Here is a 16,873-nt window from a genome sequence, read left to right on the forward strand (position 1 = left end):
CCATGTTTGCCGATGTGCGGAAAATCGCCGGGCTGGCGTGGCCCGTGCTGATCGGCCAACTGGCGATCATCGCGTTCGGCGTGATCGACACGGCGATGGTCGGCCGTTTTTCGGCAACCGATCTCGCCGCGCTCGGCCTCGGCTCGTCGATCTACATTTCCGTGTATATCGGTCTGACGGGCATTCTGACGGCGCTGCAACCGATCGCCGGTCAGCTCTACGGCGCGGCGCGCTACGAGGAAATCGGCGAGGAAGTGCGCCAGGCGCTGTGGCTCGCGCTGGCGCTTGCCGTCATCGGCTTTCTGATTCTCTACTTCCCTCACCCGCTGCTGCAGCTTGCGCGTGCACCGGAAGCGCTGCGCGAGCGCACCGTGTCCTATCTGCAGATACTCGCGTTCGGCTTGCCCGCGAGCCTCGCGTTCCGCGTCTATAGCTCGCTGACGAATGCCGTCGGCCAGCCGCGGCTCGTGATGATCCTGCAGATCGGCGCGTTGCTGCTGAAGCTGCCGCTCAACGTGTTGCTGATTTTCGGCAAGCTCGGCTTGCCGGCGCTCGGCGGTCCGGGCGCCGCGCTCGCCAGCATTCTGATCAACTGGACGCTTGCCATCGTCGGCATGACGGTGATGACGAAGCTCGACGTGTTCCGGCCGTTCGCGATCTTCCGGCATTTCTGCTGGCCGGTGTGGCGGCGCCAGGCGGCGCAGTTGAAGCTCGGCGTGCCGATGGGGCTGTCGTATCTGATCGAGGTCACGTCGTACACGTTCATGGCACTCTTTATCGCGCGCTTCGGCACGACGACGCTGGCGGGTCATCAGATCGCCGGCAACATCGGCGCGGTGCTGTACATGACGCCGCTGTCGATTGGCATCGCCACCTCGACGCTCGTCGCGCAGGCGCTCGGCGCGCATCGCTACGAAGCGGCGCGCACGCTAGCGCGGCATGGCATCGCGATGGCCGTTGCGATCGCGTGCTGCTACGGCGTGATCGTGCTTGCGCTGCGGCCCGTCATCATCGCGGGCTACACGCCGAACGCGCATGTCGCGCAAGCCGCGATGCCGCTGGTGCTGATCGTCGTTTTCTACCATCTGTGCGACGCGCTGCAGATCACGTCGGCGTTCGTGCTGCGCGCGTATCGCGTGGCTGTCGTGCCGACCGTGATCTATGCCGTTGCGTTGTGGGGCGTCGGGCTGGGCGGCGGTTATGCGCTTGGGTTCGACGTCGGCGGCTGGGTGCCGGAATCGTTCACGGGCGCGCGCGGATTCTGGCTCGCGAATACGGCCAGCCTGCTGATTGCGGGTATTGGCCTCGCCATCTATCTGCGTACGATTAGCGCACGGTCCGTGCGGATGGGCGCTGTGAAGCAGGCGGATGGCGCGGCCTGATTCCATTGCAGCCTGCGCTGACGTAGTAGTGCTGGGCCTCCGTGCCCGCCGAAACCCAGCACCGATCTGCTTGTCCGTAAGCCGACCACCTCCCTTTACAGACCGAGCGTTTGGAAGGGCCCGCAACCGCCTCTTCGGAGAATGTCGCAAAAACAGACCGTTAGTTGCATTTGAGCCCTTCTGCAAACCCGCCACCGATCACCCCATCGACTCAGACCGCAGCCTCCGTCGCTTCCTCCTCATCGCGCCGCTCGAACACCTCACGCGCCGCGAACAGCGCATTCAACGCAGCCGGAAATCCCGCATACACGGCCATCTGCATGAACACCTCGACGATCTCCTCGCGCGAGCAACCAACGTTCAACGCCGCCTCGATATGCACCTTGAGTTGCGGCTGCGCGTTGCCGAGCGCGGCCAGCGCCGCGATCGTCGCGATTTCCCGCGCGCGCAGGTCGAGTTGCGGCCGGCTATATACATCGCCGAACGGAAACTCGATCAACAGCCGCGCGAAATCCGGCGCAATCGGCGCGAGCGATGCGATCACCTTCTCCCCTGCCGTGCCGTCGATTTCCTTAAGCTTGTCCCAGCCGCGTGCGTAGCGATCGTCGTGTGCGTGATTCATGGCGAGTCCTTTACATATGAGTTGTCGATGCGTCCTGTCGATGCTCCGCGTTCGGCCGCCTCATAAAACACGATCTTGTCGCTGATCGCGTCGAGGTTGGTCTGCAACTCGGCGATGCGCGCGAGCACGGCGTCGCGATGCTCGATCAGCATCGCGCGCCGCGCGCCGTACGTCGCATCGCCTTCGGCACGCAACGCGGCGAAAGCCTGCATGCCGGCGATCGGCATCCCCGTTGCTTTGAGGCGCATTACGAATTGCAGCCAGTCGAGATCGGTGGGCGCATACAGGCGATGCCCCGCGTCCGTGCGGCCGATGGACCGCAACAATCCCGCCTGCTCGTAGTAGCGAAGCGTATGCGTGGAGACGCCGGTCGTCGCGGCGACCTGACCGATGGTGAGAGCTTTCGACATGACGGAACTCAGGTTAGGACTTCGAGTGAACTCTAAGTCAAGTGCTATCTGACAAAGCGTGGATTTCAGCGGGATCCTACCTGTGAAGCAGGTTGGGAACGTCGTAAGCGTCAGTTAGAATCGGCTGCGATCCGAAAGAAAAATGAAACCGGGAGCGCAGTCGATGCTAAGCGGCACCATCAAACGTCAAGCGATATGGGCAGCCGCAGCGGCTGTGATGCTCGGCCTTCTCATTAGCGTCACATGGCGCGCCGATTCAGCGCGCATCACTCAGGTCACGCCACAAGGCAAGGTTGCGCAGGTCCGCCAGGTGGTCGTCAAGTTCGACGAATCGATGGTTGCGTTCGGCGCGCCCGATCTGCCCGCGCCCGCGCGCATCAAGTGCAACGACGCGTCGGCTAGCGCCGGCCAGCCGCGCTGGATCGACGACAAAACCTGGGCATGGGATTTCACCGCTGATCTGCCGCCAGGCGTCGCCTGTTCGGTCGATCTGAACGACGGGCTGAAATCATCGGCGGGTCAGGCGTTGACGGGGCCGCGTCACTACGCGTTCGAAACGGGCGGCCCGTTCGTGCAGAACGTGCAGCCCTACGGCGGCGAAATCGAGGAAGATCAGGCGTTTGTCCTGCGGCTCAACGGTCCCGCGACGGACGCATCGGTGCAACAGCACGTCTGGTGCGAATCGATCGGCCTGGGCAACCGGATTCCCGTGAAGAATGTCGATGCCGCCACGCGCACCGAACTGCTCAAGCGCTTCCGTCTGCAGAAGGAAGCGGCGCGCGTGCTGACGCTGCAATGCCAGCAGACGCTGCCGTCCGGCGCGAAGGCGCAACTGGTCTACGGCAAGGGCGTCGCGAGTCCAAGCGGCATTGCGAACGAAGTCGAGCGCCGCTTCGACTTCAATGTGCGCGAACCCTTCGCCGCGAGCTTCAGTTGCGAGCGCGAGAATGCGAAGGCGCCCTGCACGCCGTTGCGGCCGTTGCGCGTGCAGTTCAACGCGCCCATCCTGCGCACCGATGCGGAGAAGATTCGCATCAAGGGGCCGAACGGCGAGATCAAACCGACCTTCCCCGCTGACGACAAAGACCCGCAAACAAGCACCGTCGAATTCGCCGCGCCGCTGCCCGAACGCGCCGACCTGACCATCGAGCTGCCGTCGAATCTCAAGGACGTTAGCGGCCGCGCGCTGACCAACGCAGACCTCTTTCCGCTGAAGACCGCGACGGCGCCAATGCCGCCGCTCGCGAAGTTTTCGTCGGGCACGTTCGGCATCATCGAGCGTTTCGCGGAACCGGACATGCCCGCGCTCGTGCCCGTTACGCTGCGCAACGTCGAGGCCGATCTGCATATCGCGGGGCTCAATGCGGGTAACGCGCAGTTCACGAAGCTGCGCGTCGATGCCGACAGCGACATTCGCCGCTGGATGCACAACGTCGATCGTTTCGACGGCTTCATGATGGACCGTCAGTCGATCAACCAGCAGATGCTGCAACTGCTCGCGCACAATCCGCACCCCGTGATCGTGCCGCGCAAGGCCGACGACTCGGACCCAAAGGAGGACCGCAAGAATCCGCTGATCGACATCCGCTCGCTGTCGCTGCTCGCGGGCCAATCGAACGTCGAAACGCTCGCGCTGCCGAAGGCCGATCCGAAAGCGCTGCGGCCTTTCGAAGTGGTCGGCGTTCCTGTGACGAAGCCCGGCTTCTATGTGATCGAACTCGCGTCGCCCGCGCTCGGCGCGTCGCTGCTCGGCAAGCAAGCGCCGATGTACGTGCGCACGGCTGTGCTCGTCACGAACCTCGGCGTGCATTTCAAGCAAGGCCGCGAAAATAGCGTCGTGTGGGTCACGACGCTCGACAAGGGCCAGCCCGTGCCGAATGCGGACGTGCACGTGAGCGATTGCAACGGCGACGAACTCGCGTCGGGCAAAACCGACGCGCACGGCGTGCTGACGATCAACCAGTCGCTGACGTCCCGCAACGAATGCAAGGAAGACAGCTTCGAAGGCTTCTTCGTGTCGGCGCGCATCGAGGATCCGAAGACGGGCCACGACATGGCCTTTGTGCGCTCCGACTGGAATCGCGGCATCGAAGCGTGGCGCTTCAACGTGCCGACCGACACGAGCATCCAGCAAACGGTACGCGCACACACCGTGTTTGACCGCACGCTGTTGCGCGCGGGCGAAACGGTGTCGATGAAGCACATGATCCGCGTCGAGACGATGCACGGCCTCACTTTCCCGAAGACGTACCCGACGCGCCTGACGCTCCGCCATCTCGGCAGTGGTCAGACCTGGCATCTGCCGCTCAAGTGGACCGCCGATCACACGGCGGATTCGACCTTCGCGATTCCCGCTGCGGCGAAGCTCGGCGAATACAGCGTGTCGCTCGATGACGGCGATGCGAGCGCAGCATCGAACAACGACAGCGACGACGACAGCAGCGCCGACTCGGCCCGCCATAGCTATTCGTCCGGCAGCTTCCGCGTTGAAGAGTTTCGGCTGCCCGTGTTCAAAGGCACGATTGCCATACGCGACGAAAAGAATCACCCGCTTGTTGCTGCGAGCGAAGCGCCCGTCACGCTGCAAATCGACTATATGTCGGGCGGCGGCGCGTCGGGTCTGCCCGTGCAGGTGTCGGCGCTCATGAAGAGTACGACGCCCGCTTTCGCCGGCACGTATCCGGAGTTCAGCTTCGCGCCGTACAAGAAGCGCAACGACGCCAACACGTCGTCGTCCGATGACGAAGAAAGCGAACAGGCCGCCGACGACGACACGTCGAAGCTGATCGCCGACAAGGAACCGGTCACGCTCGACCGCAACGGCGCGGGTAGCCTGAGCCTGAAAAACCTGCCGCAAGTGGACGCGCCGAAGCGTCTCGCGCTTGAAGCCACGTTCGCCGATCCGAACGGCGAAGTGCAGACGATCAGCGGCAACGCGACGCTGTGGCCCGCCGCCGTCGTCGCGGGCGTGAAGTCGGGGCAATGGGTGTCGGTCGGCAACGCGGTGCCCGTGAAGGCGCTCGCCGTCGATCTGCAAGGCAAGCCGCGCGCAGGCGTGTCGCTCGAAGTGCGCGGCATCGCGCGCATCACGATCACGTCGAGAAAGCGCATGGTCGGCGGCTTCTATGCGTACGACAACCACACGGAAACCAAAGACCTCGGCACGCTGTGCAGCGGCAAGAGCGACGACCACGGCCTGATGACCTGCGACGCGAAGCTCAAGGAAGCGGGCAACGTCGATCTCGTCGTCACCGCGAAGGACGGCGAAGGCCATGCATCGATGGCCGCGACGTCCGTGTGGGTCACGCGTGAGGAAGACCTGTGGTTCGGCGGCCAAAACACCGACCGCATCGACGTGCTGCCCGAAAAGAGCGCCTACGAACCCGGCGAAACCGCGCGCTTCCAGGTGCGCATGCCTTTCCGATTCGCGACGGCGCTTGTTGCCGTCGAGCGTGAAGGGATTGTCGAAACGCATGTCGTGAAACTGGACGGCAAGGACCCGACCGTCGAGCTGAAAGTGAGCGAAGCGTGGGGGCCGAACGTGTACGTGTCGGTGCTCGCGCTGCGCGGACGCATCCGCGAAGTGCCGTGGTACTCGTTCTTCACGTGGGGCTGGAAGGCACCGCTCGAATGGGCGCGCGCGTTCTGGTACCAAGGCCGCTACTACGAAGCGCCGACGCCGCTCGTCGATCTGTCGAAGCCCGCGTTCCGCTACGGTCTCGCCGAGATCAAGGTCGGCACAGCCGCGCATAAACTGGCCGTGACGGTCACCCCGGACGCGAAGTCATACACGGTGCGCGGCAAGGCGCATGTGAAGCTGCGCGTGCAGATGCCGGGCGGCAAGCCCGCGCCCGCCGGCACGCAGATCGCCGTCGCCGCCGTCGACGAAGCGCTGCTCGAACTGATGCCGAACAACAGCTGGGACGTGCTCGACGCGATGCTGCAACGGCGCGCGTACGGCGTCGAAACGTCGACTGCGCAGATGGAGATCGTCGGACGCCGGCACTTCGGTCGCAAGGCCGTGCCCGCGGGCGGCGGCGGCGGACACAGCTCGACGCGCGAACTGTTCGACACGCTGCTGCTGTGGAACCCGCGCGTGACCCTCGACGCGAACGGCGAAGCATCCGTCGACGTGCCGCTCAACGACGCGTTGACGAGCTTCCGTATCGTGGCGATCGCGGCCGTCGGCGACGGCACGTTCGGCACGGGCAGCACGTCGATCCGCAGCACGCAGGATCTGCAGCTGATTTCCGGCTTGCCGCCGCTGGTGCGCGAAGGCGACCAGTTCCGCGCGCAGTTCACGCTGCGCAACACCACCACGCGCGCGATGAAGGTTGTTGTTACGCCGAACGTGCCTGGGCTGTCGTTGCAAACACAAACCGTCGATATCGCCGCCGATTCGGCACGCGAAGTCGCATGGACGGTCTCGCCGCCCGACGGTCTTTCCGAGGCGAACCCGGCGGCCTTGACCTGGAACGTCAGCGCAGCGGAACAAGGCGCATCGCACGCGACGGACGCACTCAAGGTCACGCAGCGCGTGACGGCCGCCATTCCCATCACCGTGCAGCAGGCGACGCTCACGCAAGTCGACGGCTCGTTCTCGCTACCCGTCGCCGCGCCGCCGAATGCGACGACGACGCAAGCGGGCGCGCTGCGCGGCGGCATCGCCGTGTCGCTGCAATCGAAACTGTCGGACGGCATGCCGGGCGTGCGCCGCTGGTTCGAGCGCTATCCGTATAGCTGCCTCGAACAGCAGACGTCGGTTGCGCTGGGCTTGCGCGACCCGACACGCTGGCAAGGCGTGCTGGCGCGCATGCCTGTCTATCTCGACAAGGACGGTCTCGCGAACTACTTCCCGCCCGGTGACGACAACGGCAACACGGGCAGCACCACGCTCACCGCGTATCTGCTGTCCGTCACCGACGAAGCCGCGAAGCTCGACCCGCGCTTCGCGTTGCCCGACGATCTGCGCGCGAAGCTCGAAGGCGGTCTGACGAATTTCGTCGAAGGCAGGCTCGAACGCAACTTCTGGGCGCCGCGCAAGGACCTCGATCTGCGCAAGCTCGCCGCGCTCGAAGCGCTGTCGCGTCATGGCGCCGCACGCGCGAGCATGCTCGGTTCGATCGAAATCGCGCCGAACCAGTGGCCGACCTCGGCCGTGCTCGACTACTACGCGGTGCTGTCGCGCGTGAAGGACATTCCACAGCGCGACGAAAAGCTCGCGCAGGCCGAGCAGATCATCCGCGCACGGCTCACGTATCAGGGCACGCGCCTCACCTTCTCGACGGCCGACAACGACGACCTGTGGTGGCTGATGTCGGGCACGGAAACCAACGCGGCGCGCACGGCGCTCACGTTCGTCGATATGCCCGGCTGGAAGGACGAGATGCCGCGCCTCGTCGCGGGACTACTCGCGTTGCAGAAGAACGGCGCATGGCAGACGACGACGGCCAACCTGTGGGGATCGATTGCCGTGCAGCGCTTCTCGCAGGTGTTCGAGAGCGTGCCTGTGACGGGGCAAACGAAGCTGCAACTCGGTTCGACTGACAAGACGATTTCATGGAGCCAGCCCGCTGCCGCAAGCGCGAACTATGCGTCCGCAACGGCCATCACGAAGACGGCCGACACGCGCAGCCAGTTGCTGCCGTGGCCGCCCGAAACGCGCAGCGCACCCGTGTCGCTGACGCTGACGCACGACGGCACGGGCAAGCCGTGGGCGACGATCGAAAGCCTCGCCGCTGTCGCGCTGAAAGCGCCGTTCGCCGCCGGCTACCGGATCACGAAGACGGTCACGCCGATCGATCCCGCCGTGAAGGGCGTGAACACGCGCGGCGATATCGTGCGCGTGCATCTGGATATCGACGCGCAGACGGACATGACCTGGGTCGTCGTCAACGATCCCGTTCCGGCCGGCGCGACGATACTCGGCTCGGGCCTCGGCCGCGACTCGGAAGCCGCGACACAAGGCGAGAAATCGAAGGGCGAGGCGTGGCCGGCATTTGTCGAGCGTGGTTTCGACGGCTATCGCGCGTACTACGACTACGTGCCGAAGGGCAAGTTCTCGGTCGAGTACACGGTTCGGCTGAACAACGTCGGCACGTTCGGCCTGCCGCCGACGCGCGTCGAAGCGCTCTACGCGCCGTCGACATTCGGCGTGCTGCCGAATGCCGCCGTCGTCGTGAAGCCGGCGACGGCTGCGAAGTAAGGAGAACGCGTGATGCGCGCCTGGACCAATGCGATGAGCCGCAACACACCGCCGAACCGGCCGTGGCGCATCGCGTTCACGTTCGCGCGCATTGCGCTATGCGTTCTGCTGCTCGCCGAACCGCTCGCCGCGCACGCGCTGCCTAAGTTCGACGACGTACGCACGCAATGGCGCAGCTCCGACTGGCTGCTGCTATCGCGCGACGGCGTGCCGCTGCAACGCACGCGCATCGACAAAACCGAGCGGCGCGGCGACTGGGTCGCGCTCGCGGACGTCTCGCCAGCGCTGCGCGAAGCGATCGTCGTATCGGAAGACAAGCGCTTCTACGAACACAGCGGCGTCGACTGGCGCGGCGCGACGGCCGCCGCGTGGGCGAACCTGTGGAACACGCGCACGCGCGGCGCATCGACGGTCACGATGCAGTTGACAGGTCTGCTCAACGACGATCGTGAACGTTCGGGGCAACGTTCAATCGCGCAGAAGGCGAATCAGGCCGTCAGCGCGCTGTGGCTCGAACACACGTGGCGCAAGGATCAGATTCTCGAAGCGTATCTGAACCTCGTGCCGTTTCGCGGCGAGACGATTGGCCTGTCCGCGCTGTCGATCACGCTGTTCGGCAAAACGCCTTCCGGTCTCGACGAGCGCGAAGCCGCCGTCGCCGCCGCGCTCATCCGTGCGCCGAACGCCTCATATGCGAAGGTCGGCGAACGCGCGTGCCGCATCTTGCGCGACATGAACGCGCCCGAGCGCTGCGTGAATCTCGCGGCCTTCGTGCAGCTCGCGTTCGCGCGCCCTGCTCCCGCCTTGCTGTCCGTCTCGCCCGATGCGCCGACGCTCGCGCCGCATTTCGCGCGCCGCATCGGGAGCGAAACGCATCCCGTTGCGGGCGCGCGCGTGACGAGCACACTCGACGCCAAGCTCCAGCGCTTCGCAAGCGATGCGCTCACGCGCACGCTGGTCGAACTCAACGCGCCCGCGCATCCGCGCAACGTGCACGACGGCGCCGTCGTCGTGTTCGATAACGCGACGGGCGAGGTGCTCGCGTGGGTCGGCTCGTCGGGCGGACTGTCGGGCGCACGCGACGTCGATGCCGTGCTCGCGCGCCGCCAGGCGGGCTCGACGCTCAAGCCGTTCCTCTATGCGCAGGCCATCGACGAACGGCGGCTCACCACGGCCTCGCTGCTCGACGACGCGCCGCTCGATCTCGCGGCGGGCGGCGGCCTGTATATACCTCAAAACTACGACAAGGACTTCAAGGGCTGGGTCAGCGTGCGCACGGCGCTCGGCTCGTCGCTGAACGTGCCTGCCGTGCGCACGCTCGTGATGGTCACGCCGCATCGCTTCGCGAAGACGCTCACCGCGCTCGGCTTGCCGCTCGAACAAAGCGGCGACTACTACGGCTATTCGCTCGCGCTCGGCAGCGCCGATGTGACGCTGCTGTCGCTGACCAATGCGTATCGGGCGCTCGCCAACAGCGGCGTCGCCACGCCGGCCTTCGATCTGCCGCGCCGTGCGCCTTCCGCTGCACCTCCACAGCAACGCGTCTTCAGCGCCGACGCAAGCTACATCATCACGACGGTGCTGTCCGATAACAACGCGCGCACGCGCACCTTCGGCTTCGACAGCCCGCTTGCGACGCGCTTTTTCTCGGCGGTGAAGACGGGCACCAGCAAGGACATGCGCGACAACTGGACGGTCGGCTACACGTCGCGCTACACGGTCGGCGTGTGGGTCGGCAACGCGGACGGCCAGCCGATGTGGGACGTGTCCGGCGTGACGGGCGCCGCGCCGATCTGGGCCGCTATCGTCGGCTATCTGCACCGGCGCGTGCCGAGCGTCGAGCCGCGCGTGCCGGCAGGCGTCGTGCAGGCTCGCGTGAGCTTCGACGGCAACATCGAGCCCGCGCGCAACGAGTGGTTCGTCGACGGCACGCAAACGCAGACAGTCGGACTGGCCGCGAATGCCATTTCAACGGACAACGCGAGCGGTATAGCGCGCGCGGCGTACGCATCGGGCAAAACGGCCGCGTCGTCTTCGAATGCCGCGCCGCGTATCGGCTCGCCGACGGACGGCACGCTGTTCGCGCTCGACCCCGACATTCCCGCCACACGCCAGCGCATCGTGTTCGAACGCGCGAACGGCTCGTCCGGGCGCGCCAGCTGGCGCCTCGATGGCAAGCCGCTTGGCCGCGAAGAACGCGTGCTGTGGCTGCCGTGGCCGGGCCGACACGTGCTCGAACTCGTCAATGCGGATGGATCGAGCGCCGATTCGGTGCACTTCGAAGTGCGCGGCGCGACCGCGCACCAGGCCGTGCCGCCGCCGGCCGGCAAACCGGGTACGGTACGCGGCCGCGCGGCGTCACAACCGTCTCCAACTCCTCTGACATCCACACAGCAAGACAGCACAACGAACGGGCAAAAGCTTTAAATTTGGTGAGTTCGCATTGTCTTGTCACGGTTCGAGCGGTATAAATCGGCCGATTCGCGCCTCGTCTCGCGCCGTTCGGTGAAAGAGGACAGTAAATTGTCCTATGCTTGAACGCAGTGCTTGCTCAAATGGAAGCGTCGTCCGTTCCCGGCTACCTGTTTGCCCTCAATGGAGTGATTGCCATGTTGAAAAAGCTGTTGATGTTGTTCGTCGCGCTCGTCCTGTCGCTGTCGGCGGGATACGCGGCCGCTGTCGAAGTCAATTCCGCCGACCAGGCCGCGCTTGAATCGGTCAAAGGCATCGGCCCCGCCCACGCCAAGGCGATCATCGACGAACGCACCAAGAACGGCCCGTTCAAGGATGCCGACGACCTCGCCAACCGGGTCAAGGGCATCGGGCAGAAGTCGGTGAAGAATCTCGAAGCGGCGGGCCTGACGATCAACGGCTCGTCCGCGCCGCCGACAGGCGCACCCGCCAAAGCGCCGGCGGGCACGATGTCGAAGTCCACGCCCGCACCCGCCGCGACCACGGCGCAAACGCCAGCGCCTGCCGCGCCCGCCGACGCCGCTTCGGGCGGCAAGGCGTCAAAGTCGAAGAAGAGCAAGGCTGACGCCGCTGCGGCATCGGCGCCCGCTGCTACGGCGGCTTCTGCGCCTGCTACAGCGTCGGACACGACCGCTTCGAAGTCGAAGAAATCGAAGAAGAGCAAGGCCGCGTCCGCTGCATCGGGCGTATAAGGACGCGCAATCCATCCGCGTCCAGTGGCCGCACTGCCTCACGCCTATATCAACGGCCATTGCTGCCACTATTGGTGCCGCGCTCCGCGTGGCGTTTCGTTCCCCGCCGGCGCACGCTTCACACACGTCGCACCGGCTTTTCAAGAGAGATTGTCATGAGCCTACTCGACTCCCTCGGTTCCATGCTCGGCGGCGGCAACTCGCCGCAAGGCGGCGGCCAGGCGGCGCTGATTTCCGCCGCGCTCGAATTCGTCAACAACCAGCCGGGTGGCCTGAACGGCCTGATCCAGCGCTTCCAGCAAAATGGCGCGGGCGACATCATCAGCTCGTGGGTCGGCACGGGCGAAAACCAGCCGATCGCCGCCGACACGCTGCATAACGTGCTCGGCTCCGAAACCGTGACCAATATCGCGGCGAAGGCCGGCGTCGAACCTTCTATGGTGACGGGCCTGCTGTCGCAAGTGCTGCCGCACGTGATCAACGCGGCGACGCCGAACGGCGAAGTGCCCGCCGACGGCAAGGTCGATGCAGGCGGCGTGTCGGGCGCGTTGGGCGCGCTCGGCCAGATTGCGGGGCTGTTCGGCAACAAGAACGCCTGAACACAGCCGTTCGCTACGCGTGGCCTCGTCGAAGCGCCGCGCATGAAAAAAGGGCAACGAATCGCTTCGTTGCCCTTTTTGTTTTTCATCCGGAACGGATGCGTCGAGCTTCGACGCTCCGTTCCCTTGCCGCCTTAGTGAACCACCCTGTCGAACACGAGCTTGCCGTTGTCCACCTCGACGGGGATCACGTCCTTCGGACCGAACTTGCCAGACAGAATCAGCTTCGCTACCGGGTTCTCAATCTCCTGCTGGATCGCGCGCTTCAACGGCCGCGCTCCGAACAGCGGGTCGTAACCAACCTTGCCGATCAACTCCAGCGCCGCATCCGACACGACCAGTTGCATGTCGAGCTTTGCAAGCCGCTCGTGCACGCGTTCCAACTGGATCTTCGCGATCGACTGGATGTTCGAGCGATCGAGCGCATGGAACACGACGACGTCGTCGATCCGGTTCAGAAATTCCGGCCGGAAATGCAGCTTCACTTCTTCCCAGACGGCATCCTTCACGGCTTCTTCAGGCTGGCCGACCATCGACTGGATCACCTGCGAGCCGAGGTTCGAGGTCATCACGATCACCGTGTTCTTGAAGTCCACGGTGCGGCCCTGGCCATCCGTCATGCGGCCGTCGTCGAGCACCTGCAGCAGCACGTTGAAGACGTCCGGGTGCGCCTTCTCGATCTCGTCGAGCAGGATCACGCTGTACGGCTTGCGGCGCACCGCTTCCGTCAGATAACCGCCCTCTTCATAGCCCACATATCCCGGCGGCGCGCCGATCAGACGCGCGACGCTGTGCTTCTCCATGAACTCGCTCATGTCGATGCGGATGAGGTGATCTTCCGCGTCGAACAGGAAGGCCGCGAGCGCCTTGCACAACTCGGTTTTGCCGACACCCGTCGGCCCCAGGAACAGGAACGAGCCATACGGACGGTTCGGGTCCGACAGACCGGCGCGCGAACGGCGGATCGCATCGGCGACGGCGGTGATCGCTTCATCCTGGCCGACCACGCGCTGGTGCAGTTTCTCTTCGATCTGCAACAGCTTTTCGCGCTCGCCCTGCATCATCCGCGAGACGGGAATACCCGTGGCGCGCGACACGACTTCCGCGATTTCCTCGGCGCCGACCTGCGTGCGCAACAGGCGCGGACGGGTCGGATTGTTCTGCTCTTCCGCCTCGGCCTTCGTGACCGCCTTCAGTTGCGATTCGAGTTGCGGCAGCTTGCCGTACTGAAGCTCGGCGACCTTCTCCAGCTTGCCTTCGCGTTGCAGACGCGTGATTTCCGCACGCGTCTTCTCGATCTCTTCCTTCAGCTGCGCGCTGCCCTGCACGGCCGCTTTTTCCGCCGTCCAGATTTCTTCGAGATCCGAATATTCGCGGTCGAGCCGCTCGATTTCTTCCTCGATCAGTTGCAGGCGCTTCTGCGACGCTTCGTCCTTCTCCTTCTTGACGGCCTCGCGTTCGATCTTCAACTGGATGCGGCGACGATCGAGCCGGTCCATCTCCTCGGGCTTCGAGTCGATTTCCATCTTGATCTTCGACGCCGCTTCGTCGATCAGGTCGATCGCCTTGTCCGGCAAGAAACGGTCGGTGATGTAGCGATGCGACAGTTCGGCCGCCGCGACGATCGCCGGGTCGGTGATATCGACGCCGTGGTGCAGCTCATAGCGCTCCTGCAAGCCGCGCAAAATCGCGATGGTAGCTTCGACGCTCGGCTCGTCGACGAGCACCTTCTGGAAGCGGCGCTCCAGCGCGGCATCCTTTTCGATGTACTTGCGATATTCGTCGAGCGTGGTCGCACCGACGCAATGCAGCTCGCCGCGCGAGAGCGCCGGCTTGAGCATGTTGCCCGCGTCCATCGCGCCTTCCGCCTTGCCCGCGCCAACCATCGTATGAATTTCGTCGATGAAGACGATGGTCTGGCCTTCGTCTTTCGCGATGTCGTTCAGCACGGCCTTCAGCCGCTCTTCGAACTCGCCGCGATACTTCGCACCCGCCAGCAGCGCCGCCATGTCGAGCGACAGCACGCGCTTGCCCTTGAGCGTCTCGGGCACTTCGCCGTTGACGATGCGCTGCGCGAGGCCTTCGACGATCGCCGTCTTGCCCACGCCCGGCTCGCCGATCAGCACCGGGTTGTTCTTGGTGCGGCGCTGGAGAATCTGGATCGAGCGGCGGATTTCGTCGTCGCGGCCGATCACCGGGTCGAGCTTGCCCGCGCGGGCACGCTCGGTCAGGTCGATCGTGTATTTTTTCAGCGCTTGGCGCTGGCTTTCGGCGTCCTGGCTATGCACCTGCGCGCCGCCGCGCACGGCCACGATGGCCGCTTCGAGCGACTTGCGCGACAGGCCGTGCTCGCGCGCGAGACGGCCCGCTTCGCCTTTGTCATCGGCGATCGCGAGCAGGAACATCTCGCTTGCGATGTAGGTGTCGTTGATCTTCTGCGCTTCCTTGTCGGCCTGGTTCAACAGACCCGTGAGATCGCGCCCGATCTGCACGTTGCCGTCCGTGCCGCGTACTTGCGGCAGACGCGTGATGGCGTCGGCGAGCGACGTTTGCAGCGCCTGCACGTGAACACCGGCGCGCGAGAGCAGCGAGCGCGCGGAGCCGTCCTGCTGCGCGACGAGGGCCGCTAGCAGGTGGACCGGCTCGATGTACTGATTGTCATGACCGACGGCAAGGCTTTGCGCATCGGCTAACGCTTCCTGGAATTTAGTGGTGAGTTTGTCGACTCTCATCTAGGAGACCTCCAATTTCGATTACCACCAAAATGAGGCGTTTTCTGCCAGTTTCAAGCGCTTTTTTGCATCAGGGAGAGAGAATTTACACGCCAGCGGCCCGATCGTGCGGGACGCGTGAACGGCGCCAGAAGTCCGTCGACACAGCCGAGTGTAGCCCCGCGCAGGATCGGGCGAAAGCAAGGTGCGGGGCAGGACGCGCGACCCGGCGCGGATAGCCGGCGGGCAGTTGGGCAGTTGGCAAGCGCAGGCCGGCCCAGGCCTGCGGGCGTGCTCAGCGCGAAATACGCCGGATCGGACGAGCGTTCGGTGACGCCGCCGGGCGGCGGCGCGCCCGGCTTGCTTTCTCCGACCCGGTGCGCTTTCAGGTGCCCGTCGACACAGCGGGCACGATGGGCACAACGGTCGCCGATGGCTTCAATCCGAGCAGCGACATCAGCGGCGACGCCGGCTCGGCGATATCGCGGATCGTATAGCTGTCGAGTTCGCGGAAGAAGGCCGCGCGCGCGGATTCGAGGATGCCCTTCAGCCTGCATTGCGACTGAATGACACATTCGCGATGCACGCCGCTCGCGTCGGCGCCATTGAGACAGGAGACGAGCGCGAAGTCGTTCTCGGCCGCCCGTACCACTTCGCCGACGGTCAGCGACGACGAATGTTCGTACAGCCGCAGACCGCCGTTGCGCCCCCGTACGGTCTCGACCCAGCCAAGTTCGGCGAGCCGCTGAACCACCTTCATCAGATGGTTCTTTGATATGCCATAAGCATCGGAAATGTCTTGTATTGTTGCCAGTCCTTCGGAACGAACCGCGAGGTAAAGCAGCACGCGCAGCGAGTAATCGGTATAGTCTGTGAGTCTCATTGAAAGGCAAATCGCGACGGAGTCAGCGTGCGGAATGTTCACGCCGGCTCCACTAACGCCGGTACTGCTGCGCAATAACATGCGTACATAACACATCTTATTGCGACGTTTATCTCGTTATTTCGCGTAACTATAAACGGTAACTTTCCTTTTAAGCGCACTTTTTCTGATTTTAGAGCGCGTCTGCCTAAAACGTTTGCGATGACGCGTTTGCCACGACTCACTTTTGTTCCAGATATGAAGTCCGATATTTCTTCAGATATTCCCGCTATCGAACGACTCGCGACGCGTTACGCCGAACCCAACGAGGACAACATCCGCGAGTTGGTCTACGCGTTCTACGACCGCGTGCGCGCCGACGCGCTGCTCGGTCCCGCCTTCGAGCAGAAGCTCGCCGGGCGCTGGGACGAGCATCTGCCGAAGATGTGCGTGTTCTGGGGGTCGCTGGTGCTGGGCGCGAAACAGTATCGCGGCAACGTGCAACAGGCGCACATGCCGCTCGCGGGCCTCGAGCCGCGCCACTTCAGCCGCTGGCTGTTTCTGTTCCTGGACACGGTCGAGTCACGTTACGAACCCGCGGCGGCCGTGCGCTTCATGGAACCCGCGCTGCGTATCGCGCAGAGCCTGCAGCTGAGCAAGTTCGGCTGGGACTACCAGATTCCCGCCGAGCAGCAGGATTTACTGGACCGCGTCGCGCCGCGCCGCCGCTCGCGCGAAGAGCACGCTGCCGAACATGCGCAGCCGCGTGGCGAACCATTTCCGGCGAAAATCATCGGTAAATCGCGCGACGACGATTAAGCTGATCGAACGGTCAGGATTAATCGATGTGATTCGAAAATTGGGACTCAAGAATCGTGATTTAACATTTCAACCGGGATTATCGCTTGCGCGTTATTT

General features: G+C 64.4%; 10 protein-coding genes. 6 read left to right on the forward strand and 4 right to left on the reverse strand.

Annotated elements, in window-relative coordinates; translation table 11 throughout:
- The first annotated feature begins 2 nt into the window (after positions 1 to 2).
- A complete protein-coding gene (locus C2L64_RS09160; RefSeq protein WP_090835347.1) occupies positions 3 to 1,382 on the forward strand; it encodes an MATE family efflux transporter in 1,380 nt (459 codons plus the stop codon).
- Positions 1,383 to 1,593: 211 nt separating this feature from the next.
- On the opposite strand, the gene C2L64_RS09165 is transcribed toward C2L64_RS09160, so the two are convergent.
- Together C2L64_RS09165 and C2L64_RS09170 are read right to left on the reverse strand one after the other, a co-directional pair.
- Entirely contained in the window at positions 1,594 to 2,004 is a 411-nt protein-coding gene (locus C2L64_RS09165) for a carboxymuconolactone decarboxylase family protein (RefSeq protein WP_090835279.1), read from the reverse strand.
- Complete coding sequence (locus tag C2L64_RS09170; protein WP_090835283.1) at positions 2,001 to 2,414, reverse strand: MerR family transcriptional regulator; 414 nt, start codon at positions 2,412 to 2,414, stop codon at positions 2,001 to 2,003. Before C2L64_RS09170 ends, C2L64_RS09165 begins: the two co-directional genes overlap by 4 nt.
- Before the next feature lie 163 nt (positions 2,415 to 2,577).
- On the opposite strand from C2L64_RS09170, the gene C2L64_RS09175 reads away from it, so the two are divergent.
- From C2L64_RS09175 to C2L64_RS09190, 4 genes are all read left to right on the forward strand, one after another.
- On the forward strand, positions 2,578 to 8,619 hold the full coding sequence (locus C2L64_RS09175) for an alpha-2-macroglobulin family protein (RefSeq protein WP_090835350.1): 6,042 nt from the start codon (positions 2,578 to 2,580) through the stop codon (positions 8,617 to 8,619).
- A gap of 33 nt (positions 8,620 to 8,652) precedes the next feature.
- Positions 8,653 to 11,046, forward strand: coding sequence for a penicillin-binding protein 1C (gene pbpC / locus C2L64_RS09180; protein WP_407671764.1), 2,394 nt, complete (start codon positions 8,653 to 8,655; stop codon positions 11,044 to 11,046).
- A gap of 182 nt (positions 11,047 to 11,228) precedes the next feature.
- Positions 11,229 to 11,783, forward strand: a complete 555-nt coding sequence (locus C2L64_RS09185; protein ID WP_090835353.1) for a ComEA family DNA-binding protein — start codon at positions 11,229 to 11,231, stop codon at positions 11,781 to 11,783.
- A gap of 155 nt (positions 11,784 to 11,938) precedes the next feature.
- Positions 11,939 to 12,382 (forward strand): YidB family protein, encoded by a 444-nt coding sequence (locus C2L64_RS09190; protein ID WP_007750342.1) that lies wholly within the window; start codon positions 11,939 to 11,941, stop codon positions 12,380 to 12,382.
- Between the two features lie 134 nt (positions 12,383 to 12,516).
- Here the strand turns inward: C2L64_RS09190 and clpB are convergent, their stop codons facing one another.
- Together clpB and C2L64_RS09200 are read right to left on the reverse strand one after the other, a co-directional pair.
- Complete coding sequence (gene clpB, locus C2L64_RS09195; RefSeq protein WP_090835291.1) at positions 12,517 to 15,114, reverse strand: ATP-dependent chaperone ClpB; 2,598 nt, start codon at positions 15,112 to 15,114, stop codon at positions 12,517 to 12,519.
- Between the two features lie 364 nt (positions 15,115 to 15,478).
- Positions 15,479 to 15,976: an Rrf2 family transcriptional regulator gene (locus tag C2L64_RS09200; protein WP_007586514.1), complete on the reverse strand. Its 498-nt coding sequence runs from the start codon at positions 15,974 to 15,976 to the stop codon at positions 15,479 to 15,481.
- Between the two features lie 237 nt (positions 15,977 to 16,213).
- On the opposite strand from C2L64_RS09200, the gene C2L64_RS09205 reads away from it, so the two are divergent.
- Positions 16,214 to 16,774, forward strand: a complete 561-nt coding sequence (locus C2L64_RS09205; protein WP_090835294.1) for a group III truncated hemoglobin — start codon at positions 16,214 to 16,216, stop codon at positions 16,772 to 16,774.
- Positions 16,775 to 16,873: the final 99 nt, after the last annotated feature.

This window comes from Paraburkholderia hospita (assembly GCF_002902965.1).
GTDB classification, from domain to species: Bacteria; Pseudomonadota; Gammaproteobacteria; order Burkholderiales; family Burkholderiaceae; genus Paraburkholderia; species Paraburkholderia hospita.